This window comes from [Clostridium] ammoniilyticum (assembly GCF_025566905.1).
Taxonomy (GTDB): domain Bacteria; phylum Bacillota_I; class Bacilli_A; order Erysipelotrichales; family Coprobacillaceae; genus Faecalibacillus; species Faecalibacillus intestinalis.
Genome location: NZ_JAOQJR010000016.1, coordinates 1 through 22,458, shown reverse-complemented (window position 1 = coordinate 22,458; position 22,458 = coordinate 1). Strand labels below are relative to the sequence as shown.

At 28.3% G+C, this 22,458-nt stretch carries 22 protein-coding genes, 1 tRNA gene and 1 pseudogene; 17 read left to right on the top strand and 7 right to left on the bottom strand.

What is annotated here, in order from left to right:
- Positions 1–97 precede the first annotated feature (97 nt).
- Complete coding sequence (locus OCV55_RS12220) at positions 98–1,102, bottom strand: PD-(D/E)XK nuclease family transposase (protein WP_147580748.1); 1,005 nt, start codon at positions 1,100–1,102, stop codon at positions 98–100.
- A gap of 90 nt (positions 1,103–1,192) precedes the next feature.
- The gene (locus tag OCV55_RS12215) at positions 1,193–1,387 is read right to left on the bottom strand and encodes a hypothetical protein (RefSeq protein WP_147580747.1); all 195 of its coding nucleotides are present in this window, start codon (positions 1,385–1,387) and stop codon (positions 1,193–1,195) included.
- Positions 1,388–1,537: 150 nt separating this feature from the next.
- Between OCV55_RS12215 and OCV55_RS12210 the strand changes: the two genes are divergently transcribed.
- The 8 genes from OCV55_RS12210 to OCV55_RS12175 all read left to right on the top strand — a co-directional run bounded on the left by OCV55_RS12210 (position 1,538) and on the right by OCV55_RS12175 (position 12,364).
- Positions 1,538–1,951 (top strand): GNAT family N-acetyltransferase, encoded by a 414-nt coding sequence (locus OCV55_RS12210; RefSeq protein WP_032091649.1) that lies wholly within the window; start codon positions 1,538–1,540, stop codon positions 1,949–1,951.
- A complete protein-coding gene (locus OCV55_RS12205) occupies positions 1,948–3,075 on the top strand; it encodes an exonuclease SbcCD subunit D (RefSeq protein WP_032091648.1) in 1,128 nt (375 codons plus the stop codon). The genes OCV55_RS12210 and OCV55_RS12205 overlap by 4 nt, the downstream gene beginning before the upstream one ends.
- Positions 3,062–6,073, top strand: coding sequence for an AAA family ATPase (locus tag OCV55_RS12200; RefSeq protein WP_267309936.1), 3,012 nt, complete (start codon positions 3,062–3,064; stop codon positions 6,071–6,073). The genes OCV55_RS12205 and OCV55_RS12200 overlap by 14 nt, the downstream gene beginning before the upstream one ends.
- Positions 6,074–6,132: 59 nt before the next feature.
- The gene (proS, locus tag OCV55_RS12195; protein WP_147580745.1) at positions 6,133–7,572 is read left to right on the top strand and encodes a proline--tRNA ligase; all 1,440 of its coding nucleotides are present in this window, start codon (positions 6,133–6,135) and stop codon (positions 7,570–7,572) included.
- 204 nt (positions 7,573–7,776) lie between these two features.
- A complete protein-coding gene (locus OCV55_RS12190) occupies positions 7,777–9,753 on the top strand; it encodes an ATP-binding protein (protein WP_267309935.1) in 1,977 nt (658 codons plus the stop codon).
- 240 nt (positions 9,754–9,993) lie between these two features.
- Positions 9,994–10,515, top strand: coding sequence for a response regulator (locus OCV55_RS12185; protein WP_267309934.1), 522 nt, complete (start codon positions 9,994–9,996; stop codon positions 10,513–10,515).
- A 99-nt stretch (positions 10,516–10,614) separates the two neighbouring features.
- Entirely contained in the window at positions 10,615–11,037 is a 423-nt protein-coding gene (locus tag OCV55_RS12180) for a MarR family winged helix-turn-helix transcriptional regulator (protein ID WP_032091643.1), read from the top strand.
- Entirely contained in the window at positions 11,027–12,364 is a 1,338-nt protein-coding gene (locus OCV55_RS12175) for an MATE family efflux transporter (protein WP_032091642.1), read from the top strand. The genes OCV55_RS12180 and OCV55_RS12175 overlap by 11 nt, the downstream gene beginning before the upstream one ends.
- A gap of 12 nt (positions 12,365–12,376) precedes the next feature.
- Here OCV55_RS12175 and OCV55_RS12170 read toward each other — a convergent pair whose 3' ends face one another.
- A complete protein-coding gene (locus OCV55_RS12170; protein WP_119362941.1) occupies positions 12,377–12,985 on the bottom strand; it encodes a peptidylprolyl isomerase in 609 nt (202 codons plus the stop codon).
- 99 nt (positions 12,986–13,084) lie between these two features.
- On the opposite strand from OCV55_RS12170, the gene OCV55_RS12165 reads away from it, so the two are divergent.
- Genes OCV55_RS12165 through OCV55_RS12150 form a run of 4 tightly spaced genes read left to right on the top strand, consistent with a single transcriptional unit; the run spans position 13,085 to position 15,739 of the window.
- Positions 13,085–13,903, top strand: a complete 819-nt coding sequence (locus OCV55_RS12165) for a pyridoxamine kinase (RefSeq protein WP_147580743.1) — start codon at positions 13,085–13,087, stop codon at positions 13,901–13,903.
- A gap of 1 nt (position 13,904) precedes the next feature.
- Positions 13,905–14,549 (top strand): TatD family nuclease-associated radical SAM protein, encoded by a 645-nt coding sequence (locus OCV55_RS12160; protein WP_032091639.1) that lies wholly within the window; start codon positions 13,905–13,907, stop codon positions 14,547–14,549.
- 14 nt (positions 14,550–14,563) lie between these two features.
- The gene (locus tag OCV55_RS12155; protein WP_118306724.1) at positions 14,564–15,298 is read left to right on the top strand and encodes a tyrosine-protein phosphatase; all 735 of its coding nucleotides are present in this window, start codon (positions 14,564–14,566) and stop codon (positions 15,296–15,298) included.
- A gap of 48 nt (positions 15,299–15,346) precedes the next feature.
- Positions 15,347–15,739, top strand: a complete 393-nt coding sequence (locus OCV55_RS12150; protein WP_032091637.1) for an MG284/MPN403 family protein — start codon at positions 15,347–15,349, stop codon at positions 15,737–15,739.
- On the opposite strand, the gene OCV55_RS12145 is transcribed toward OCV55_RS12150, so the two are convergent.
- Positions 15,726–16,184: a TspO/MBR family protein gene (locus OCV55_RS12145; protein WP_147580742.1), complete on the bottom strand. Its 459-nt coding sequence runs from the start codon at positions 16,182–16,184 to the stop codon at positions 15,726–15,728. The genes OCV55_RS12150 and OCV55_RS12145 overlap by 14 nt on opposite strands.
- A 101-nt stretch (positions 16,185–16,285) precedes the next feature.
- Between OCV55_RS12145 and OCV55_RS12140 the strand changes: the two genes are divergently transcribed.
- Positions 16,286–17,035, top strand: a complete 750-nt coding sequence (locus tag OCV55_RS12140; protein WP_032091635.1) for an exodeoxyribonuclease III — start codon at positions 16,286–16,288, stop codon at positions 17,033–17,035.
- Positions 17,036–17,190: 155 nt separating this feature from the next.
- Here the strand turns inward: OCV55_RS12140 and OCV55_RS12135 are convergent, their stop codons facing one another.
- Together OCV55_RS12135 and OCV55_RS12130 are read right to left on the bottom strand one after the other, a co-directional pair.
- The gene (locus tag OCV55_RS12135; protein ID WP_022000852.1) at positions 17,191–18,426 is read right to left on the bottom strand and encodes a 6-phosphofructokinase; all 1,236 of its coding nucleotides are present in this window, start codon (positions 18,424–18,426) and stop codon (positions 17,191–17,193) included.
- Between the two features lie 64 nt (positions 18,427–18,490).
- The gene (locus OCV55_RS12130) at positions 18,491–19,129 is read right to left on the bottom strand and encodes a hypothetical protein (protein ID WP_147580741.1); all 639 of its coding nucleotides are present in this window, start codon (positions 19,127–19,129) and stop codon (positions 18,491–18,493) included.
- 98 nt (positions 19,130–19,227) lie between these two features.
- Here OCV55_RS12130 and OCV55_RS12125 point away from each other — a divergent pair, with 98 nt between their 5' ends.
- The 4 genes and pseudogenes from OCV55_RS12125 to OCV55_RS12110 all read left to right on the top strand — a co-directional run bounded on the left by OCV55_RS12125 (position 19,228) and on the right by OCV55_RS12110 (position 22,327).
- Positions 19,228–19,650 carry a hypothetical protein gene (locus tag OCV55_RS12125; RefSeq protein ID WP_032091633.1) on the top strand — a complete coding sequence of 141 codons (423 nt, stop codon included), beginning with the start codon at positions 19,228–19,230 and terminating at the stop codon, positions 19,648–19,650.
- A gap of 144 nt (positions 19,651–19,794) precedes the next feature.
- Positions 19,795–20,133, top strand: coding sequence for a P-II family nitrogen regulator (locus tag OCV55_RS12120; RefSeq protein ID WP_022000849.1), 339 nt, complete (start codon positions 19,795–19,797; stop codon positions 20,131–20,133).
- Positions 20,134–20,152: 19 nt separating this feature from the next.
- A pseudogene (locus OCV55_RS12115) lies at positions 20,153–21,361 on the top strand (ammonium transporter); the annotation flags it as partial.
- 108 nt (positions 21,362–21,469) lie between these two features.
- Complete coding sequence (locus tag OCV55_RS12110; protein WP_117347278.1) at positions 21,470–22,327, top strand: YitT family protein; 858 nt, start codon at positions 21,470–21,472, stop codon at positions 22,325–22,327.
- 54 nt (positions 22,328–22,381) lie between these two features.
- Here OCV55_RS12110 and OCV55_RS12105 read toward each other — a convergent pair.
- A tRNA-Phe gene (locus OCV55_RS12105) sits at positions 22,382–22,457 on the bottom strand.
- Position 22,458: the final 1 nt, after the last annotated feature.

Here is a 22,458-nt window from a genome sequence, read left to right as displayed (position 1 = left end):
AGTTTTAACACTGCTGCTTATTAAATACAAGTTCTTTTAGTGACACTACAAGAAATAATCACAAACTTGAATAACCTATTTTTTAGTAATGTTTAAATTACTTACACACTTTTCTTGACAAACCCTTTGATTTTTGAAGATAGTTTTTTAATTCTTCAAATTCTTCAAAATCATATAGATGTTTTTGAAGATTACGAATTTGTTGTTTAGAAAAAGTGCTTATAAAATCACTGATATCTTCATGAAATTGCATTTTAATATACTTAATAATACTTTCCTTTGTTTCATCAAGAATACTATCTATTTCGTTATTTGCTTTTTCAGCTCTTTGGTTTGCTTCCTCCGCTTTTTGCTTTTCTTTCTCGGCTTTTTGTTTCTCTTTCTCGGCTTTTTGATTCGCTTCTTTAATTTTTCTATCACGAGAACGAAGTAATATTTCATTATCTAAACGATCAAGATATTCTAGGTATGATTCTTCAGAAGATATATATTTGTCATGCATTTGTATCGCTTCCTTTATTCTATAATCTATTTCAATTTTATCATATGGTTTTTCGTTTTTAAAGAGATACATCAACTGATTAAAACTCGTCATTTCATTGATTACTTGATTGATATATTCGAGTTGAATAATTGTTATTTCCATGCGATTAAATGGATAGACAATATGATGTTCATCATCAACCATCTCAAAATGACATTTATAATAAGGGGTATTTTCTAGAATATGCCCATAACTAATAATTAATGATCTTACTACATGAGCACTCGTATAATCTTCTCCCTGTTTTACTTGTTGTCTTAAAAGTTCAGCATTGTAAAGTTCAAAACGAACAAGTATCTCTTCATTTAAACCATAAGTTTGTAATTCGATATTGTAGAGATCACCTACATCATCAATAGCTAAAATATCTAAAATAAGTTTCTTTTCATAGAAATTTTTACCATATTGTTGTGCGTTTTTTAATTTAGTAGAAACAATCTCCCTGTCTAAAATAAGCTCTTGACAAATAAGGGTTCTAATTCTTTCATTTTCAACAAGCAAATGATGAAAATATAAATCATTTGAATATTTTATAAAATTCTCTCTATTTTTGTTCATAAAAAGTCCTCCATTATTTATATTGACTTTTTATGAGTGTTTTTCTTCTTTTTTATCAAAAAATTAAAATTTGATATTTAGAAAGAGTATTTATTCTTCATGAAATTTTAGTTGAGAGTATTTGATAATGCTCTCTTTTGTTTCATCAATCATTTCTTTTATTTCATTGATTAGATTTTCATTTTTTTTATTTGCTTTTTCAAGCTTTCTATCACGAGAACGTAAAAGTATTTGATTATCTAACCAGTCAAAGTATTCTAGATATTCTTTATATAAATTATACATATTTACCACTTCCTACTATCTATAATAGTATATTTTAAATAAATAAAGAATATGTAAAATAAATTTTTAAAGTGGAAATAAGTGGATTTAAAAGAGATTATTATATTAATTTGTTGAAAGATACGTGATACAATAGGGATAGGTGATTTTATGAAATTAGAACTTTTAACATATGAAAAAGAGAATCTTCCACGTGGTTGGAAACCTTATTATATATATTTAATCATGGTCGATCATATAGAAGTAGGAAGAATTGTCTTAAGAGAAGGTAGTAATGAAGAAAGATATTATGATGGACATATTGGTTATACGATAGAAAAGGAATACCGAGGGCATCATTATAGTAAAGATGCTTGTTTATTATTGTTTGATAAAGCAAAAGAAAAAGGATTTAAACAATTAATGATTACATGTTCTCCTGATAATATAGCAAGTCGTAAGATTATTGAGTCATTGCCATTTAAGTATCTTGAAACAAAAGAAGTACCTGCATGTTTGAAGAAAGATTTTGATCAAGGTGATTATATAAAAAGAATATATTGTTTGGATTTGGAGGAATTATGAAATTTATACATTTAGCGGATTTACATTTAGGTAAAATTATTTATCAAAATAATCTATTAGATATTCAAATTGATTTATTAAATCAAGTGATGAATTATATGGTTCAAAAAAAAATAGATACTTTAGTAATTGCTGGAGATGTTTATGATCGTGCGATTGCCTCTAAAGAAAGTATAGTTGCTTTAAATCATTTTTTAGAAGCAATGATTTTACATTATCATAAAAAAGTATTGATCATTTCAGGAAATCATGATAGCAGTGAAAGACTTGATTTTGCAAGTTCTTTACTTCAAAGTCAAGGTTTGTATATTGTTTCTTATCCTGAAAAAGAAATAAGACCAATTGAAATAGAAGGTGTTTATTTTTATTTGGTTCCTTTTTTTAAACCTTCTTATATACGTTATTTATATGAAAAAGATGATTTAAAAACGTATCAGGATGCTTTTGCATATTATTTAAGTCAACAAACATTTGTTGAAGACCATCCTAAAGTTCTTGTAACACATCAATTTATTGCGGGAAATAAAGAAGTGATTAGAAGTGAAAGTGAAGTAATTCTTTCCGTGGGTGGTAGTGAAATTATTGATGTTGATTTATGTAAAGATTTTGATTATGTAGCTTTAGGTCATATTCATGCAAGTCAAAAAATTAAATATGATTATGTAAGATATGCAGGAAGTTTAATGAAGTATTCATTTGATGAAGTTCATCAAAAAAAAGGAATGGTTGAAGTAACTATTGATGAAACTGGGGTTTCTACGCAAATTATTCCTTTAAAGCCACAAAAAGATCTAGTGAAGGTCGTTGGAAAATATGAAGATGTTTTACATTATCCAAATAATGAAAATGATTTTGTAGCGGTAGAATTATTAGATAAACAAGTCATAGGTCACGCATATGATTTTTTAAAAGAAAAATACCCTTATTTATTACAAATTACTTATCAATCACTAGAAAAACTTAAAACAAATCAAACAGCTTCTTCCTTAGATGTTGAAAAACAATCTCCAATAGAAATATTTAAAGAATTCTATGAAAAAATGAAAGGTGAAGCAATGAGTCAAGAAAGTGAAGAAATTATTCAACAATTACTAGAGGAGGTAAATGAAGATGATGCCCATTAGCCTTACATTGTCAGCGTTTGGACCTTATCCAGATACAATCACAATCGATTTTGAATCATTTCAAGAAGATGGTCTCTTTTTAATTACAGGGCCTACAGGTAGTGGAAAAACGATGATTTTTGATGCCATGATCTTTGCCTTATATGGTAAAACAAGTGGTCAAATTAGACAAACAGACAGTTTAAGGTGTGATCATGCCTTAAATGAAATTCCTACTTTTGTTGAATTTTCATTTTCTTTGCATCAACAAAATTATACAATTAAAAGAAATCCTAAATATTATCTAGAAGGGAAAAAAACACCTAAACAACCTTCAGCGTTACTTACTTTACCAGATGGCAAAATGGTCGAAGGTATTAAAGAAGTCAATCAAAAAATGATTTCTTTATTAGGGGTCGATGATCAACAATTTAAACAGATTTGTATGATTGCTCAAGGAGAATTTACAAAATTGATTATGGCTTCAAGTGATGAAAGAGAAAAAGTATTAAGAGAGTTATTTCATAGTGAAACGTATCAAAAGTTAGAAGAAAAACTTAAAGTTCATTTGAAAGTATATCAAGATAAATATGATTTGTTATTGAATAAAAGGAAAGATTTGATGCAAGAATTACAAGTTGAAGATCATCAAGAATATTTATCTAAACAAACAAAACTTATCGCAAGTCAACAAAAAGAATATGATGATTTAAAAAAAGATTTAGATCAAAAGAAACAACAATTACAACTCTATCGCTTGCAAAATCAACGATTAATACAATTAAAAGATTTAAAACAACAATTTCAAGATTTAAAGAAACAAGAAAATGATTATCAAGAATTAAATAAAACTATAGATACTTTAAAAAAAGCACAAGAAACAAATTATTTATATATTTCTTATATTAAACAACAAAAGAAACTTCAAACCTTAAACTTAAATCAAGAAGATTTTTTAAAACAATTAAAAAAACTTGAAAAAGATTATCAAGAAAAAAAGGTACAAGCAAATTCTCTTGACTACAAACAACAAACAAAAGAAAAATTACAAAACCAAATTCAAGAAACGAAACAATTAATCAATCAAATCTATCAATATCAAAATGATTATCAAAACTTACAAACTCTAAAACAACAATATAGAATGTTAGATGAAGAACATAAACTCTTTTTAAAAAAGAAAGAAAAATTTGAAAATGGGTTGCAAAGAGATCAAGAAAGAATCCAAAGTGAACAACAAGTACAATCTAAATATGAACTGATCAAACAACAATATGTTCGTTTAAACGAACAAAAAGTAAAAGTTCATCAATTGTCGGATTATTATGATCAAATACTCAAACTTAATGAAAATAAAAGTGATTTACAAGAAGACTATACAGTTGTTGAAAAACAAGTTGATCATGAAAAAATGCAATATAATCAAATGGAAAAATTGTATTTTAGAAAACAAGCAGGTATTTTTGCATTACAATTAAAAGAGGATCAACCTTGCCCTATTTGTGGCTCTTTACATCATCCTCATCCGGCACAAATTGAAAAAGAAGATATAACAAAAGAAAAATTAGATCAACAAGCTAAAAAAGTAAAACAACAAGAACATAGGTTACAAGATATCTTACAAAAAATACTCTTATATAATCAAAAAAAGGAAATGCTTGTTAAACAAACAAAACAACTTTCAAGTGAACTTAATATTCAAGAAGAGTTATCTAAAGAAATCTTTATTAAAGAATTAGATCATTTATCAAAAGATGAAAAAAGAATGAAAAAAGAATATCTTGAATTACAAGATGAACTTAAATATATTCAAAAGCTTAAAAAGAGTGTGGCTCTTTCATTGAAAGATATGTCTACTTATGAAAGTAAAGAATTAAAACAAGCACAAAGTCTAGAGAATATTCAAGTACAAATTCATCAATTATCTGGTAAATTAGATGATTCAATGCTCCAATATGAAATTGGAGAAGTTAATAAAAATTATCAACAAATTCAAAAAAAATATCGTCAACTTTCATTAGAAATAGAAACTATTCAACAGGCTTATGAAAAGGTCAAAAATAAATATCTTGAAATAAAAACAAAAATTTCGTCATTGAATCAACAAATTATTCAAGAACAAGAAATATATGATGAATTAGATAATAAATATCATACTGCTTTAGATGCATTTATAAATGAAGAAGAATTTTTAAATTTAAAAACACAAATCAATCAAATCAGTATCTTAGAAAAGAAATATCAAGATTATTTAATTTCTTTAAAGAGTTTAAATGAACAAATTATTTCATTAGAAAATGAAGTCAAAGATTCAACATATGTTGATTTATCTTCTTTAAGTGAAACAATTAAAGAAGTAAATCAACAATTGAGAGAAAAAAATGATGATTTAGAAAAATTAAAAATAGATTATTCATTAAAAGAAAAAATGATCAAAGATATTCAAAAAATCAATCAACAATTAAAAAAAGATGAAGATACTTATCAAAGATATTTAGATCTTTATAATCTAGCAAGTGGTAAAAATAATGCAAGAGTGTCGATTGAAAGATATGTACTAGCAAATTATTTTGAAAATATGTTGATTTATGCCAATGTGATCATGAAACAATTGAGTCAAGGAAGATATCAATTATTAAGAAAAGATGATGCAGGTAAAGGAAGAAGTCAGCAAGGGTTAGAATTAGATGTTTTTGATCAAGAAAGTGGAAATGTTAGAAGTATTAAGACACTTTCTGGTGGGGAATCCTTTAAAGCAGCTCTATCTCTTGCTTTAGGACTTTCAAGAATGGTTCAAGATTATGCTGGAGGAATTGAATTAAATACGCTTTTTATTGATGAAGGGTTTGGCTCTTTAGATAGTCAATCATTAGATCAAGCAATGAATTGTTTAATGGAATTGCATCATGAAAATAAATTAATTGGAATCATCTCACACGTTAGTGATTTAAAAGATCGTATTGAACGACAACTTGTAGTTGAAAGAAAACAAAAACAAAGTGTGATTCAGATGATCTAATCTTGCTTGTTTATCATTTCTATAGTAAAATAGAGAAGCATTTTAGAGGAGGAAAAAAGATGGCAAATAACAAGAAAAATGAAGCTATTACTGCTAGAGATGTTGATTTTGCTAAATGGTATACAGATGTATGTCGTAAAGCAGAATTAATGGATTATAGCGATGTGAAAGGATTTATTATTTATCGTCCGTATGGTTATGCAATGTGGGAACAAATTAAAAAACATATGGATCAAAAATTCAAAGAATTAGGACATGAAAATGTTTATATGCCGATGTTGATCCCTCAATCTTTATTACAAAAAGAAGCTGATCACGTAGAAGGATTTGCACCAGAATGTGCTGTTGTAACAAAAGGTGGATTAGATGATTTAGATGAAAACTTAATTATTCGTCCAACATCTGAAACATTATTTTGTGAACATTATGCAAAAATTGTAAATTCTTACCGTGATTTACCAAAACTATATAATCAATGGTGTTCCGTTGTACGTTGGGAAAAGACAACAAGACCATTTTTACGTGGTTCTGAATTCTTATGGCAAGAAGGTCATACAATTCATGCTACTGAAGAAGAAGCAAGAAAAGAAACTTTACAAATGTTAGAAGTTTATCGAAGTACAGCACAAGATCTACTTGCAATTCCAATGGTCACTGGTCGTAAAACTGAAAGTGAAAAATTTGCAGGGGCTGAAGAAACTTATACAATGGAAGCTTTAATGCATGATGGAAAAGCTTTACAATCAGGAACATCACATTACTTTGGACAAGGTTTTGCGAAAGCTTTTGATGTTAAATTCTTAAATAAAGATAATAAACAAGAATATGTTTATCAAACTTCTTGGGGAGCATCAACACGTTTACTTGGAGCAATCATTATGGTTCACGGAGATGATAATGGACTTGTTTTACCACCAAGAGTGGCACCAATTCAAGTGATGATTGTTCCAGTTATGCAACATAAAGAAGGTGTTTTAGATAAGGCTTATGAAATTGAAAAACAATTAAAAGCAGCTGGACTTCGTGTTAAAGTGGATGCTAGTGATAAAACACCAGGTTATAAATTTGCAGATGCTGAAATGAGAGGAATTCCATTAAGACTTGAAATTGGACCTAAAGATATTGAAAAAGGACAATGTGTCTTAGCTAAAAGATTAGATGGTACAAAAGAAACATATGCTTTAAATGAAGAATTACCAAATACAATTCATCAATTATTAGATCAAATTCATGATGAAATGTATGCAAAAGCATTGAAATTTAGAGATGAAAACATTAGAACTGCGAAAACATATGATGAATTTAAAGAAATCTTAAATACTAAAGCAGGATACATTCGTATGATGTGGTGTGAAGATGATGCTTGTGAAGCTAAAATCAAAGAAGAAACAGGTGCTACATCAAGATGTATCAAAGAAGATGAAGAACCATTTGGAGATGTTTGTCCAATTTGTGGTAAACCAGCTAAAAAAGTTGTTTACTTTGCAAAAGCTTATTAATTTGTATAAAGGAGTAATCGTTAAGATTGCTCTTTTTTATTTTATCAAGCTTTTTATAGAGAAAATTTACATAAGTGTGTATAATGGACTCATAAGAATCATTTGAGTAGATAGGTAGAAGTAATGAATAAAGAAGAAGTTGTTCAATTAAATAAATAAAAAAGAAAAACAGGCCTATTTTTTATTATAGTGATGGGTGTCATGTTGATTTGTTTTAATTTTTTAATTCAATTTGAAGTAAATAAAGAAAAAATAAGTGCAAGTTATACTGCAGAAGATACTGTTCGAAAAATAGAAACACAGCTTGGAAGATATTTAGAAAATTCTGAAATGCTTAAAAATATTATATCTTCAAAACATACAATCAGTGATGAACAGTTTAATCAGCTTGCAAGTTATATGAAAAAAAATAAAAATGTTATTGAAGCATATGAATTAGCACCTAATGGGATTATTGAAAAGGCCTATCCATTAAAAGGAAATGAAAAAGTGATAGGTATGAATACGTTGGAACTTCCTGAACGTCAAAAAGAAGCGAATATTGCTAGAAAAAGTGGAGAATATACAATTGCTGGTCCATATGAATTAAAACAAGGTGGTACAGGGGCTTTATTGTTTGACCCTATTTATATAAATGATGGAAATGAAAAGAAATTTTGGGGATTTTCTATTCTTGTTTTAAATTGGGATGCTTTTTTAGAAGAATTAGAAGTAGATAAATTAGAAGATGCCACTTATCATTTTAAAGTTTGGAAAGAGGGCAACAATGGAAAACATGTGACAATTATGTCATGTGGTCATAGTTCTCTAAATCATACATTAAGTGTTGCTTGTGAAGTACCTAATGATACATGGTATTTTGAAATTGTTCCTTTTCAAGGTTGGATACCAATGTCTTATAAGATATTTGGAAGTATTGTAAGTGTTTTGGTAGCTATTTTGTTATCAATGGGTTATTGGCAAATTATTTTAAGACGTGAAAAAGAAGCTGTTTATGCAAAACAAATTGAAAAAGTGGCTACTGAGGCACAACATGCCAATCAGGCAAAGACAAGATTTTTATTTAATATGTCTCATGATATTCGTACACCAATGAATGCAATTATTGGCTATACACAATTATTAGAAAATAATTTAGATAATAAAAAACAGGCATTGGATTATATTTCAAAACTTAAATCATCAAGTACGATTTTACTTTCTTTGATTAATTATATTCTTGAAATGACACAAATAGAAAGTGGTAAATTAGATTTAAAAAAGGAAATAGGAGATTTAGATGATTTAGTTAAAAATATAAATGTTGTAGTTGAACCGCTAATTAAAGAGAAAAAATTGCATTATTCCTATCATTTGGAGATTAAGCATCATCATATTATTTGTGATAAAACTAAATTAAGAGAGATTGTTTTAAATATTCTTTCTAATGCGATTAAATATACACCAGAAGGTGGAAATGTTGAATTATTAATCCAAGAAATTTCATTTGAAAATAATAAAGTAAAATATCATTTTATAATTATAGATAATGGAATAGGAATGAAAGAAGATTTTTTACCACATATTTTTGAAGAATTTGCTAGAGAAAAAACAAGTACAGAAAGTAAAGTACCTGGAGTAGGATTAGGACTTCCTATTGTTAAATCTCTTATAGATATGATGAATGGAACAATTCAAGTAGAAAGTAAGTTAAATAAAGGAACAAAGTTTACTGTAGAACTTTCATTTTTAACTTCTTTACAAGTTGAAAATGTCAATGAAAGAAATACATCAACACTTGATTTTTCAGGAAAACATATTCTTCTTGTAGAAGATAATGAATTAAATGCGGAAATTGGAATAGAACTTTTAAATACTTTTAAAGTAATTATAGATTTAGCTAAAAATGGAGAAGAATGTATAAAAATATTAGAAAAGATGCCAGAAGGATATTATGATCTTATTTTAATGGATATCCAAATGCCAATTATGGATGGTTATGAAGCAACAAAAATAATTAGAAGTTTTAATAATAAAAATGCTCAAATTCCAATTATTGCGATGACAGCAAATGCTTTTGAAGAAGATAGAAAACATGCTTTACAACTTGGAATGAATGAACATCTTGCTAAACCAGTTGATATAGAAAAATTAAAAGATGTACTTACAAAATATTTTAATCATGAAAAGAGGGAGAAATGATGAAAAAATAAACCATATTTTAAATAAATGTGGATGCATTTTTATAGGTTTTATCCTGGTTTTTTCATTATTTTCAATTCCTGTACAAGCAAATGAAGGAAAAATACGTGTAGGGTGGTAGGAAGATTCTTATCATATTACAGGGAAAAAAGGGAAGCGTAGTGGTTATGGATATGAATATGAACAAGCTGTTGCAGGAACGGGTTTAGGAATGCCGATTGTAAAAAACTCGTTGATGTGATGGGTGGTACGATCGATGTAGAAAGTGAATTAGGAAAGGGAAGTAAGTTTACAGTTGTTTTAAAACATCACCTTGCTGATGAAAAATATTACGCGCAAGTAAATGAAGATTTGTCTTTGTTGAATGCAAATAAAAATATTCGGGGGAAACATATTTTACTTGCAGAGAAAAATGATTTGAATGCTGAAATTACGATTACTCTTTTAGAAGATATAGGATTAATAGTTGAGCGTGTTGAAGATGGGATTCAATGTGTGGCTAAAATGGAACAAATTCCTGCTAAAAGCTATGATTTGATTTTAATGGATATTCAAATGCCTCATATGGATGGTTATAAGGCAACACAAACTATTCGTCAATTGTCAAATAAAGACAAGACCAGGATTCCTATCATCGCTTTAACAGCTAATGCCTTTGAGGAAGATAGAAAAAAGGCGGTTGCTCAAGGGATGAATGGACATATATCAAAACCAATAGATGTTGATAAGATAGAAAAAGTTCTTCTTTCAATTCTTAAATAACACAATATAAAAGAAGTATATATTCGATATATATTTCTTTTTTTATTGACAATAAATATAAAATATCCTATAGTTGATGTGTCAACTATAGGAGGAAATATGAATTTATCACGCTTAATTTCTATTCTTCATAATCAAAAAAATAGTTATATGAATGTCCAACTTAAAGAGTTTGGTTTATCCCATGGACAAGCGATTACTTTAAAAATTATTTATGAAGAAAATAATATCAAACAAGAAGATTTAAATAAAAGATTACAAATTGATAAAAGCGCAGTTACGAGAATTTTAAAAACATTAGAAGATAAGGGATTTATTATTAAAAAAACTTCAAAAGAAGATAAAAGAAATCATGTTTTGTCTTTAACTTCTAAGGGAAAAGAATTATATCCTAAAATTAAAGATGTTATTAAAGAGACAACAGAGATGATGATTAAAGATATTGATCAAAATGAGCTTATTCTTTTAGAAGAACTTTTATTAAAAATGAAAATGAATTTGGAGGATACGTATGAAAAATGATGATAAGATGGGGACTAAAAATATATTACCTTTATTAGTAGAATTTTCAATTCCAGCTATTATCGGAATGCTTGTTAATGCAATTTATAATATCGTTGATCGTATGTTTATTGGAAATGCTCCAGAATTGGGGGCAATTGGTTTAGCAGGAATTAGTATTTGTTATCCTGTAACTCTTGTTTTAATGGCCATTTCTTTAATGATTGGAATGGGTGGAGCCACTCGTTTTTCAATAGCATTAGGTCAAGGTAAAAAGGAAGAAGCTGGAAAGTATATGGGAAATGGTCTAACTTTAACAATTATTTTAGGCCTAGTTTTTATGATTTTAGGAAATGTTTTTTTAGCACCCATGTTACGTTTATTAGGTGCTTCAAAAACTGTTTTGCCTTATGCTGAAAATTATTTAAGTATTATTTTATATGGTGCTGTTTTTCAATGTATTGCAATGGCAGGAAATAATTTTTCTAGAGCTCAAGGAAATCCTAAAAATGCCATGATTTCACAATTGATCGGAGCAGGGTTTAATATTTTATTTGACTATATTTTAATTTGTATTTTCCATATGGGAATGCAAGGAGCTGCTTTTGCAACGATTGGTGGACAGTTTTTAAGTGCTTTATGGCAACTTGCATTTTTATTTGGAAAAAGAACGATTATTCCTTTAAATGCAACTTTATTGAAATTACAGTTGAATATTTCAAAACAAATTATTCAAACAGGAATACCTGCATTTTTAATGCAAATATCGAATAGTGTTTTAAATATTATTTTGAATGCGTCTCTTGTTAAATATGGTGGAGATTTAGCGTTAAGTGCTATTGGTATTGTTACAAGCATTCAAACACTTATTTTGATGCCAATTACTGGTTTGATGCAAGGTCAACAACCATTGATTTCATATAATTATGGTGCTTTAAAAATGGAGCGTGTTAAAGAAACATTAAAATATGCAATTATAGGTGCTACAATGATTGCTTTGATTGGTTTTATCGCAGTACAATTTTTTACAAAAAGTATTGTCTATATGTTTAATGATGAAGCAGATGTTGTAAAATTATGTAGCCATGCTTTACATATTTGGTTTATGTGTTTACCGCTTATTGGTGCACAAGTAATGTGTGCAAACTATTTTCAAGCGATTGGTAAGATAAAAATATCAAGTGTTTTAAATTTATTGAGACAAATTATTATTTTAATTCCTTGTATCATAATTTTTTCATCGATTATAGGTTTAGATGGTATTTTTATAGCTGTCCCTGTTGCGGATCTATCAGCGTTTATTATTACTGTTTTATTATTAAAAAATGCCTTAAAAAAAGAAGCCTGAGCTTCTTTTTAATTATATCTTTTTACAACGAATCGATTCAATAACAGGTTGATTTTCTTTTTTTACAGTTCCATTATTATCTTCTACTTTTACATCTTTACAAATTTGATCAACTATGTCCATGCCTTCATAAACATAACCAAAAACAGCATATTGACCATCCAAATAAGTAGAATCACTTTGAACAATAAAGAATTGTGAAGAAGCACTATCATTATCTTGACTTCTTGCCATAGAAAGAGCTCCACGTGTATGACTTAAAGGATTTTTTACCCCATTATCTGAAAATTCTCCCTTAATTGTTTCTTTACTTCCACCAGTGCCATCTCCTTTAGGATCTCCACCTTGAATCATGAAACCATCTATAATACGATGAAAAGTTAAACCATCATAAAACTTTTCTTTACTTAACTTTACAAAGTTTGTTACTGTAATTGGTGCTGTATCAGCATCAATTTCAGCATAAATTGTTCCATAATCTTTAACTTTAATTTCAACTTGATAATTTCCTGATAAAGTTTTTGTTTTTTTAGTTGCTTTTTCTGTTGTTGTTTTAGAAGAACATCCAGCAATGGAAACAACAGTCATTAAAACTAAAAGTACTTTTAGCATTTTTTTCATTCATTTCACCTCTTTCAATATTATAACAAATATGAATTATGAAAAAAAGATACTCAATAAGACTTGATTGTGCTAAAATACATGAAAGAGGTTTTAAAGATGAGAGAAAAAAGAATTGTATTAGTAAATGATGTAACAGGATTATCAAGATGTTCAGTAGCCTGTCAATTGCCAATTATTTCAGCTATGGGAATTGAAACAGCTTTTGTACCAACAGCAATTTTATCTATCAATACATATCATAAAGATTTCTTTTTTGATGACTATACATCAAAGATGAATGATTATATTGAAACATATAAAAAAATGAATATTGATTTTGATGGAATATGCAGTGGCTTTTTAGGATCTGCGAAACAAATAGAAATAGTAAAAGAATTTTTTAAAGATTTTAAAACAGAAAAAAACTTTATTTTAGTAGATCCAGTCATGGGTGATCATGGAAAACTTTATCCGACTTATACGCAAGAAATGCAAGAAAAAATGAGAGAACTCATGCCTTGTGCGACAATTGTTACACCTAATCTAACAGAATTGTGTGCTTTGATTGATGAAGCTTATCATGAAACAAGTAATGAGCAAGAACTTAAGCGCATGTGTGAAAAATTAAGTCAAATGGGTCCAAAAATGATTGTAGTAACGGGTATTTCTATTGGTCATCAAATTTTAAATTTTGTTTATGATCATGGAAAAGTTGAAAAAATCTATGTGAAACGTATTGGAGAAGATCGTAGTGGTACAGGAGATGTTATTTCTGCAGTAATTGCAGGAAGCTATTTGAAAGAGAAAAATTTTTTAGAAGCTGTTAAAAAATCAACAGATTTTGCTTCTAAATGCATTCAACATTCTGTAGACATTGATGCTCATCCACATATGGGATTATGTTTTGAACCATTATTAAAAGAATTGGGGGATTAAGATGATATTATATACATTATATAAAAATAGTTATATTGATATTGCACATTTAGAAAGTACTAAAGGGATTACATGTTATGTTAATTCGACAAATCGTTGTACATGTTCATGTACATTTTGTTTAAGACAAACAAAGGAAATGATTGAAAATAATTCCTTATGGTTAAAAGAAGAACCAACGGTTGATGAAATTATTCAAGAATTTGAAAAATATAATTTAAATGATTTCAAAGAAGTTGTTTTTTGTGGTTTTGGTGAACCACTTATAAGACATGATGATTTAATGAAAGTTGCTAAGTATTTAAAAGAAAGAAGACCTGATCTACCTACAAGAGTGAATACCAATGGGTTATCTTCTTTATATAATAAAAGAGATATTACGCCTGAATTTAAAGGATTGTTAGATACTGTTTCTATTAGTTTAAATACAAGTAATAAAGAAGATTATTTAAAACTTACAAGAAGCCAATATGGAATTGATTCATTTGATGAATTATTAGATTTTGCTAAAAAATGTAAAGCCTATGTGCCTCATGTTGTTTTAACGATTGTTGATACAACAATTCCTGAAAAAGATGTAGAAATTTGTAAACAGATTGCTCAAAATATTGGGGTAACTTTAAGAATAAGACCATTTGAAGATTAGTGAGGAAAGAAAAAATGATGCAATTATCTCGTGAAGAAAGATTACTTCATATAGGAAAAATGACCAATGTAAGGGATTTAGGTGGTTATGAAACACAAGAAGGATATTATACAAAATCACATAAATATGTTAGAAGTACATGTCCAAGTGGGATCAGTGATGATTTAAAAGAACAATTTTATCAATATGGTATTCGCACTGTCATTGATTTAAGAAGTGATTATGAATTAGTTCATCAACCACATAGTTTAAAAGGATATAAAGATATAGAGTATTATCATATTAATTTACTACAAAATGAAAATATGTCAGTATTACCAAATGATATTAAAGACTATCAAGATTTAAGTGGTTTTTATATTTTTATGATCGAAGCGAATAAAAAACAATTTAAAAAAGTATTTAATATCTTTTTAAATCATCCTTATGACTGTACATTATTTAATTGTTCTGCAGGTAAAGATCGTACAGGTGTTATTGCATGTATGTTATTAGATCTAGCGGGATGTCATGAATATGATATTGTTAAAGATTATTCAGAATCTTATGAAAATAATATGGCAATGATCAAACAATTGGAAGAAATGATGCCAAGTGAAGATGAAAAATTCTTAGGTTCTGATCCAAGAGTGATGATGAAATTTATTGCGTATTTAAGAGAAAATTATGGTAGTACTAAAGGATATTTATTAAATATTGGTTTTAGTGATGAAGAAATTGAAGAAATTAAAGAAAATTTCATAATTTAAAAGAAAAAAGGCCTCCTATTGTCATATATAAACATAGGAGGTTTTTTTATGAAGGCATTAACGTTTAAAGAAAAACAAGATGTTTTAGAAGATCTATTTAAAAAGTATCACCGTGCTGTTTTACAACTTAAATGTTTAGAAGAAAGGAATTTTTATCCAGCGATTCAATTTGATACTGTTAAAGAAAAGAAGACGTATTATCAAGATAAAGGAAGTCAATTGAATGATCAATTGGTGTTAAAAGAAGAATTAGAGAAAGTTATTGCAACATTTGAATTTATTTTAGATTGTTTATCGATGGAGAGTAAAGTTATTATTGAAAAAGAATTTATAGAGAGAGTTGGTAAAGATTGGTGGATCGATTATTATTCTCGAAGTACATACTATCGTCTTAAAACAAGGGCCATGGAAGAAACTTTGTTCTATTTTAGTTGTTTATAAAAATCATAAAGTTTAAATATAAAGCAAAGAATAACCAAAGAATATAAGGAATATTTAGATAAAAACTTTTTGGATTAATTTTTTTAAAAATGATCAACATATAAATAACAGTAAGAATCAAAGCTATTAAAATCATTAATGAAAGAAAATAATTATGAAGATTAAAAAAGAAAAGTGGCCAACAAAAATTAATAAATAATTGAAAAGAGTAGACAATTAAGGCGTTTTCACGTTTAGGATCATGACTGATATAAATAAAATAACTAGAAATTCCCATCAAAATATAAAGAAGGGTCCAGACAATAGGAAATAACCATCCTGGAGGAGCTAATAAGGGGGTATTTAAATTGCTATATGTTTTCATTTGATTATTTGTGATAAAAGCGCTTATAGCACCTACTAATAAAGGAATAATCAAACTAATAATGAATGTTCTTTTTTTCATAATGTTCACCTAGTTTAGTATATCCCTATTTATTTAAAAATATACGTTCAAATCATGAATGAGATGTTATATAATAGAATATATTGGAGAAAGAGGTAATTATGAAATTAGTAAGTTGGAATGTAAATGGAATAAGAGCATGTTTACAAAAAGGTTTTTTAGATAGCTTTCATCAATTAGATGCAGATATTTTTTGTGTTCAAGAAACTAAAATGCAAAGTGGTCAAGCAGATTTAGAGATTGAAGGGTATCATTATTATTTAAACAGTGCTGTTAAAAAAGGGTATAGTGGAACACTTATTTATAGTAAAGAAAAACCATTAAATGTTTTTTATGGAATGAATAAAGAAGAACATGATCAAGAAGGTAGATTAATTACTTTGGAATTTGAAAATTATTATGTCATTACTTGTTACACTCCTAATAGTCAAAATGAACTCAAACGTCTATCTTATCGTATGAAATGGGAAGATGATTTTTTAACGTATCTTGAAAGTTTAGATAAACCAATTATTTTATGTGGTGATTTAAATGTTGCTCATCAAGAAATAGATTTGAAAAATCCTAAATCAAATCGTAAAAATGCAGGTTTTTCTGATGAAGAAAGAGAAAAAATGACTCAGTTATTAAATCACGGTTTTATCGATACGTATCGTTATCTTTATCCTTTACAAGAAGGTGTTTATTCTTGGTGGTCTTATCGTTTTAAAGCAAGAGAAAAAAATGCGGGATGGCGTATTGATTATTTTATTGTTAGTGATAGCTTAAAGGATAAGATTATTGATGCAACAATTGAAACAGAGATTATGGGAAGTGATCATTGTCCTGTAACTCTTACAATAGATCTTTAGCGGAGGTGTATTATGAATATAATACAAATGATTAACGTTTCACCACTAGTCACAATTTCTATTATTGCCTTGACTATTGATCTAACGATTTTTGGTTATTATTATATTAAAGCAAAGCATTAAAAAACTGCTACGTTTATTTGTAGCAGTTCTTTTTATTTTTCTAAATGTTTACAACTGTAATAAGAAGGAATACCATCTTTATAAGTAACATGTACTTCACCTTGAATAAGTGGATATAAATATTCATATAGTTCTTGAGTAATATCATTTCCTTCTTCATTGATCCATTCTACAGGAATTTTTTGTTCATAGTTAGCAACTTCTCTTACATCAGTAGAAATATAATCGATTTCATAAGGATGATTAGAAAGACGCTTAAATCCCATTACATGACCAGAAACGTTTTCTAAAGCTTTATCGATAGCTTTAGAACCAATAACAAATGATTCATTTAAATCTGTTTTACTAGCAATATGCATAGCACATCTTTGTAAAACATTTAATTCAATACTTCTAACTTTACATCCAAATTCTTTAAATACAAGAGATTCAAGTAATTTTCCTGTTCCTGAATGTAGGACGTGTCCAAAAGCATCTTTTTTAGCGTATTTACTATCATCATCTAAGAAGTGACCGTTTTGATCTCTAATACCTTCTGATACAGCAATGACAACACATCTTTTTCTTTTCATGACTTCATGAATATCTGCTAAAAACTTATCTTTATCAAAAACAACTTCTGGTAAATAAATAAGATCAGGAGCTACATTATATTCATTTCTCGCAAGAGCAGCAGCGGCAGTTAACCACCCTGCATTTCTTCCCATGATTTCAATGATTGTAACGGATTGTAATTGATAAATTAAACTATCATGTACAACTTCTAAGATAGAAGCAGCAACATATTTAGCGGCAGAACCAAATCCTGGCGTATGATCTGTTCCCATTAAGTCATTATCAATGGTTTTAGGAATACCAATAAAATGAATATCACTATTAATATATTTAGCGTAATCATCTAATTTCATAACAGTATCCATTGAGTCATTACCACCAATATAGAAAAAATCAGTGATTTCTAATTCTTTTAAAATTCTAAACAATTTAACATAAGTATCTTCGTCATCTTGAAAAGTAGGTAATTTATAACGGCAAGAACCTAAATACATGGCAGGTGTTTGTTTTAAAGCATTGATTTTATCACCATCATCAAATTCTTCTAATAAATCCATATATCTACCTTCGAGTAGACCTTTGATACCATTGATCATCCCATAAACATTTTCAAATTCTTGAGATGCTTTAGCACGATGAATAATCCCAGCAAGACTAGCATTAATTGCGATTGTGGGTCCTCCAGATTGTCCAATAATACAGTTTCTTTTCATATTCTTCTTGTCTCCTTCTACGCCTTTATTCTATCAAATACCCGTATTAAAGAAAAGTAATCTTCTAGTCTTTTTGTCTTTTTTTGATGAAAATAAGGGTAATGATTAAAATAAGTAAAATGATGAGAGTTATAAAATAAAGTAATAAATGATTTTTTTCTTTTTTTGAAATGATATGAAAAGATAAAGCTTTTTCTTCAATAAAAAGTTCAAAGAGATTAATTGTTACTACATTTTGTTGATATTTGCCAACATTGCTGGAAATAATTGTACCTGGCATAGTAATTTTAAAAGAGCAGGTAGCATTACTGGAATTTAAAAGTTGTAAAGTATTTTTATAATGATTCAATTCTGAAGTATCAAGCATATTTTTAGGAATATCAATAGATAAAATATATTTATTATTTTGTTTTGTAAACGTAGAAATTTCTTTAATAAAAGAAGTAGGAGATTCTATCGAAAGTGAAGAATCAGTTTGTTTTTTTATTGTCCAATCTTTAAAAAAATCATGATCCAATAATTGTTTTTTTATTTGTGAAATAGACATGTTATATTTTTCTAAAATTTGAGGCTCTATTGTAAGTTCACCATAAAGAGTAGGTTTTTTTATTTTAGAATAATTTAAAGAAACTAAACAGTCTACACAGCCAGTAAGTAAAAAAGTAAAAGATAAAATTGTACAAATTTTTAGTATTTTTTTCATAGAATCCTCCAAATAAACAATAGGTTTTGTTATAATTATTAACAGTTAAATACATTTTTAGTTCATATTTCTGTATTAAAATAAATTAGGTGATAGAAATGAAAATCGATATTGTTTATACAACAAAATCTAAATATATAAAGTGTGTCGCTGATGAAATGGCAAGGTGGGTCAAAACACATGCTCAAGATTTAAATCATTATCATAGTGATCATGATGTTGATTTACTTGTTATTGGGTTTGATGATACGTTATTTAAAGATAAACAGTTGCTGGAATTTATACAATCATTAAGTCGACAAAATGTAAAAAATCTAGCATTGATCAATTGTTTTTTTATTAATAATAAAAGATTGATGAAAGTAATTCATCTTTGTCAAAATCAACAATTACCTCTTATGAGAGAACAATATACTTTTAAAATGTCCTTTGATCAAAGAAAGGAAATCAATCCTCTTATTATTGATAATGCAAGACTTTATATAGAAGATATGGTAAATGTTATACGAGATTACTATTAGGAGCGAGGCTCCTTTTTTATTTTCTTATTGTAATAAAAAAATATTAAATTAATAAAATTATATTGACACTAATTTATTAACATGATATATTTTTGTCAAGATTTCTAAAAGGGAACGGAAATCAATAAAAAAGGGGGAAAACTTATGAAAAAACTTGAAATCATTATCAGACCAGAAAAGTTAGAAGATTTAAAAGATATTTTAACAGTTTCTGGTGTAACAGGCATGATGATTTCCAATATTATGGGGTTTGGAAATCAAATGGGTTATACACATCAATATCGAGGTGTCACATATTCTGTTAATCTTGTTTCAAAATTAAGAGTTGAAACAGTTGTTAAAGATGAAATCGTTCAAGAAATTGTTGATAAAGTTACTGAAACTTTATCAAGTGGAAACGTAGGAGATGGAAAAATCTTTATTTATCCAGTTGAAGAAGCGATTCGTATTCGTACTGGAGAAAAAGGGGAAAACGCATTATAAAAATTGAGGGGGATTTATTATGAGTGAAACATTTAGTGTATGGTTTCTAATTGGCGCAGCGCTGGTATTTTGGATGCAAGCTGGATTCGCCATGGTAGAAGCAGGATTTACAAGATCAAAAAATACAGGGAACATTATTATGAAAAACTTAATGGATTTCTGTATTGGGACATGTACATTTATTTTAATTGGTTTTAGTTTATTATTAGGAGAAGATTTACTTGGTTTTATTGGTAAACCAGGATTTGATATATTTACAAGTTATGCAAACTTTGATTTTTCAAACTTTGTTTTTAACTTAGTGTTCTGTGCAACAACTGCTACCATTGTTTCAGGGGCAATGGCAGAAAGAACAAAATTCTTATCTTATTGTGTTTATTCAGGAGTTATTTCAGCACTTATTTATCCAATTGAAGCGCATTGGATTTGGGGTGGTGGATGGTTATCACAACTTGGTTTCCATGATTTTGCTGGATCATGTGCAATTCATATGGTTGGTGGTATCTCTGCATTAATTGGTGCTAAAATCTTAGGACCTCGTATTGGTAAATTTGATACAGATAAAAATGGAAAAGTTGTTAAAGTTAACGCGATTCCAGGACATAACATTACTGCTGGAGCTTTAGGTGTCTTTATTCTTTGGCTTGGATGGTATGGATTCAATGGGGCAGCGGCTACAACTGTTCCACAACTTGGTTCAATTTTCGTAACAACAACAGTGGCACCAGCCATTGCAACTGTTTCCTGCTTGATCTTTACTTGGATCAAATATGGTAAACCTGATGTTGGTATGTGTTTAAATGCTTCACTTGCAGGTTTAGTAGCAATCACTGCTGGATGCGACGTCACAGATGTTTTAGGATCGATTATTATTGGTACTGTTGCTGGATTACTTGTTTGCTTTGGAGTTTGGTTCTTAGATTATAAATTACACATTGATGATCCTGTAGGTGCTGTTGCTGTACATTGTTGCAATGGTATTTGGGGAACAATTGCTGTTGGTTTGTTTGCGACAACTTCTGCACCAGAAAGTACTTTAACAGGTTTATTCTACGGTGGTGGATTTGATTTATTAATTAAACAATTAACAGGTGTTTTATCAGTAGGTATTTGGACAGCGATTACTATTACAATTACTTTCTTTATTATCAAAAAAATCTTTGGATTACGTGTATCTGAAAGAGAAGAAATCATTGGTCTTGATTTAGAAGAACATGGATGTGAAGCTTATCCAGAATATATTAAAAAATAATTTTTGAAGGGTCATTAAATTGACTCTTTTTTATTGTAGAAATAAGCAAAGTAGATTATACTTTTCATGGGTGAGGGGGAGTATATGAGTAAAAGATTAGAACAATATTTTTATTTAGTTTTAGGTTCAACATTGTTGACACTAGGTATTTGGTTGTTTGTGACACCAAATCAAATCAACTTTGGGGGAATGATTGGTTTAGCTCAATTAATTGATTATTTTATACATAAGTTTTTAGTTTTACCAAAATCATTGAATACATTAGGAATGATCAACTTATTAATGAATATTCCATTATTTATTTTTGGATATAAAATAATGAATAAAGAATTTTGTTTTAAAACAATTATTTCTTTAATTATCCAAACGGTATTACTATCCATTCTTCCAGCAATCAAAGAACCGATTGTTGAAGATGCTTTATTAAATGTTGCCTTTGCGGCCATTATTTGTGGAATAGGAGTAGGACTTGCACTTCGAAGTAGTGGGTGCTGTGGGGGTATTGATATTGCGACAGTTTGTTTAGTTAAGAAAAATCCGGATTTTAAAGCAGGGCAGCTTTCTATAATATTTAATGTTGTTTTGTTTGGAATATGTTTATTTATTTATGATATTAAAATTATTATGTATTCAATTGTCTTTGTAGCAATTCTTTATACAACAGCAGATAAGTTCCATCTACAAAATATCAATGTAGCGGTCTTAATATTTACAAAGAATAAAGAAATTAAAGAAGCAATTATGAAACAAATGGGTAGAGGAGTTACCTATTGGATGGGTAAAGGCGCTTATACGGAAACAGATCAAGAAATTCTTTATGTGGCAATCAATAAATATGAAATTCAACAACTTAATAAAATTGTTTCTTCATTAGATCCCAAAGCCTTTGTTACATTAGCACAAGGACCAATGGTTCATGGAGGATTTGAAAAAAGATTATAAAAAAAGGCATCAAAATGATGCCTTTTTTTGTATAAGTAAAATCAAATAAAAAAATGGTGGTTCCGGGCGGAATCGAACCACCGACACGAGGATTTTCAGTCCTCTGCTCTACCGACTGAGCTACGGAACCA

What these genes read in the sequence shown, in the direction of transcription:
- OCV55_RS12220 (WP_147580748.1), bottom strand. Translation starts at nt 1,102, where the DNA reads ATGAACAAAAATAGAGAGAATTTTATAAAATATTCAAATGATTTATAT.
- OCV55_RS12215 (WP_147580747.1), bottom strand. Translation starts at nt 1,387, where the DNA reads ATGTATAATTTATATAAAGAATATCTAGAATACTTTGACTGGTTAGAT.
- OCV55_RS12210 (WP_032091649.1), top strand. Translation starts at nt 1,538, where the DNA reads ATGAAATTAGAACTTTTAACATATGAAAAAGAGAATCTTCCACGTGGT.
- OCV55_RS12205 (WP_032091648.1), top strand. Translation starts at nt 1,948, where the DNA reads ATGAAATTTATACATTTAGCGGATTTACATTTAGGTAAAATTATTTAT.
- OCV55_RS12200 (WP_267309936.1), top strand. Translation starts at nt 3,062, where the DNA reads ATGATGCCCATTAGCCTTACATTGTCAGCGTTTGGACCTTATCCAGAT.
- proS (WP_147580745.1), top strand. Translation starts at nt 6,133, where the DNA reads ATGGCAAATAACAAGAAAAATGAAGCTATTACTGCTAGAGATGTTGAT.
- OCV55_RS12185 (WP_267309934.1), top strand. Translation starts at nt 9,994, where the DNA reads ATGGGTGGTACGATCGATGTAGAAAGTGAATTAGGAAAGGGAAGTAAG.
- OCV55_RS12180 (WP_032091643.1), top strand. Translation starts at nt 10,615, where the DNA reads ATGAATTTATCACGCTTAATTTCTATTCTTCATAATCAAAAAAATAGT.
- OCV55_RS12175 (WP_032091642.1), top strand. Translation starts at nt 11,027, where the DNA reads ATGAAAAATGATGATAAGATGGGGACTAAAAATATATTACCTTTATTA.
- OCV55_RS12170 (WP_119362941.1), bottom strand. Translation starts at nt 12,985, where the DNA reads ATGAAAAAAATGCTAAAAGTACTTTTAGTTTTAATGACTGTTGTTTCC.
- OCV55_RS12165 (WP_147580743.1), top strand. Translation starts at nt 13,085, where the DNA reads ATGAGAGAAAAAAGAATTGTATTAGTAAATGATGTAACAGGATTATCA.
- OCV55_RS12160 (WP_032091639.1), top strand. Translation starts at nt 13,905, where the DNA reads ATGATATTATATACATTATATAAAAATAGTTATATTGATATTGCACAT.
- OCV55_RS12155 (WP_118306724.1), top strand. Translation starts at nt 14,564, where the DNA reads ATGATGCAATTATCTCGTGAAGAAAGATTACTTCATATAGGAAAAATG.
- OCV55_RS12150 (WP_032091637.1), top strand. Translation starts at nt 15,347, where the DNA reads ATGAAGGCATTAACGTTTAAAGAAAAACAAGATGTTTTAGAAGATCTA.
- OCV55_RS12145 (WP_147580742.1), bottom strand. Translation starts at nt 16,184, where the DNA reads ATGAAAAAAAGAACATTCATTATTAGTTTGATTATTCCTTTATTAGTA.
- OCV55_RS12140 (WP_032091635.1), top strand. Translation starts at nt 16,286, where the DNA reads ATGAAATTAGTAAGTTGGAATGTAAATGGAATAAGAGCATGTTTACAA.
- OCV55_RS12135 (WP_022000852.1), bottom strand. Translation starts at nt 18,426, where the DNA reads ATGAAAAGAAACTGTATTATTGGACAATCTGGAGGACCCACAATCGCA.
- OCV55_RS12130 (WP_147580741.1), bottom strand. Translation starts at nt 19,129, where the DNA reads ATGAAAAAAATACTAAAAATTTGTACAATTTTATCTTTTACTTTTTTA.
- OCV55_RS12125 (WP_032091633.1), top strand. Translation starts at nt 19,228, where the DNA reads ATGAAAATCGATATTGTTTATACAACAAAATCTAAATATATAAAGTGT.
- OCV55_RS12120 (WP_022000849.1), top strand. Translation starts at nt 19,795, where the DNA reads ATGAAAAAACTTGAAATCATTATCAGACCAGAAAAGTTAGAAGATTTA.
- OCV55_RS12110 (WP_117347278.1), top strand. Translation starts at nt 21,470, where the DNA reads ATGAGTAAAAGATTAGAACAATATTTTTATTTAGTTTTAGGTTCAACA.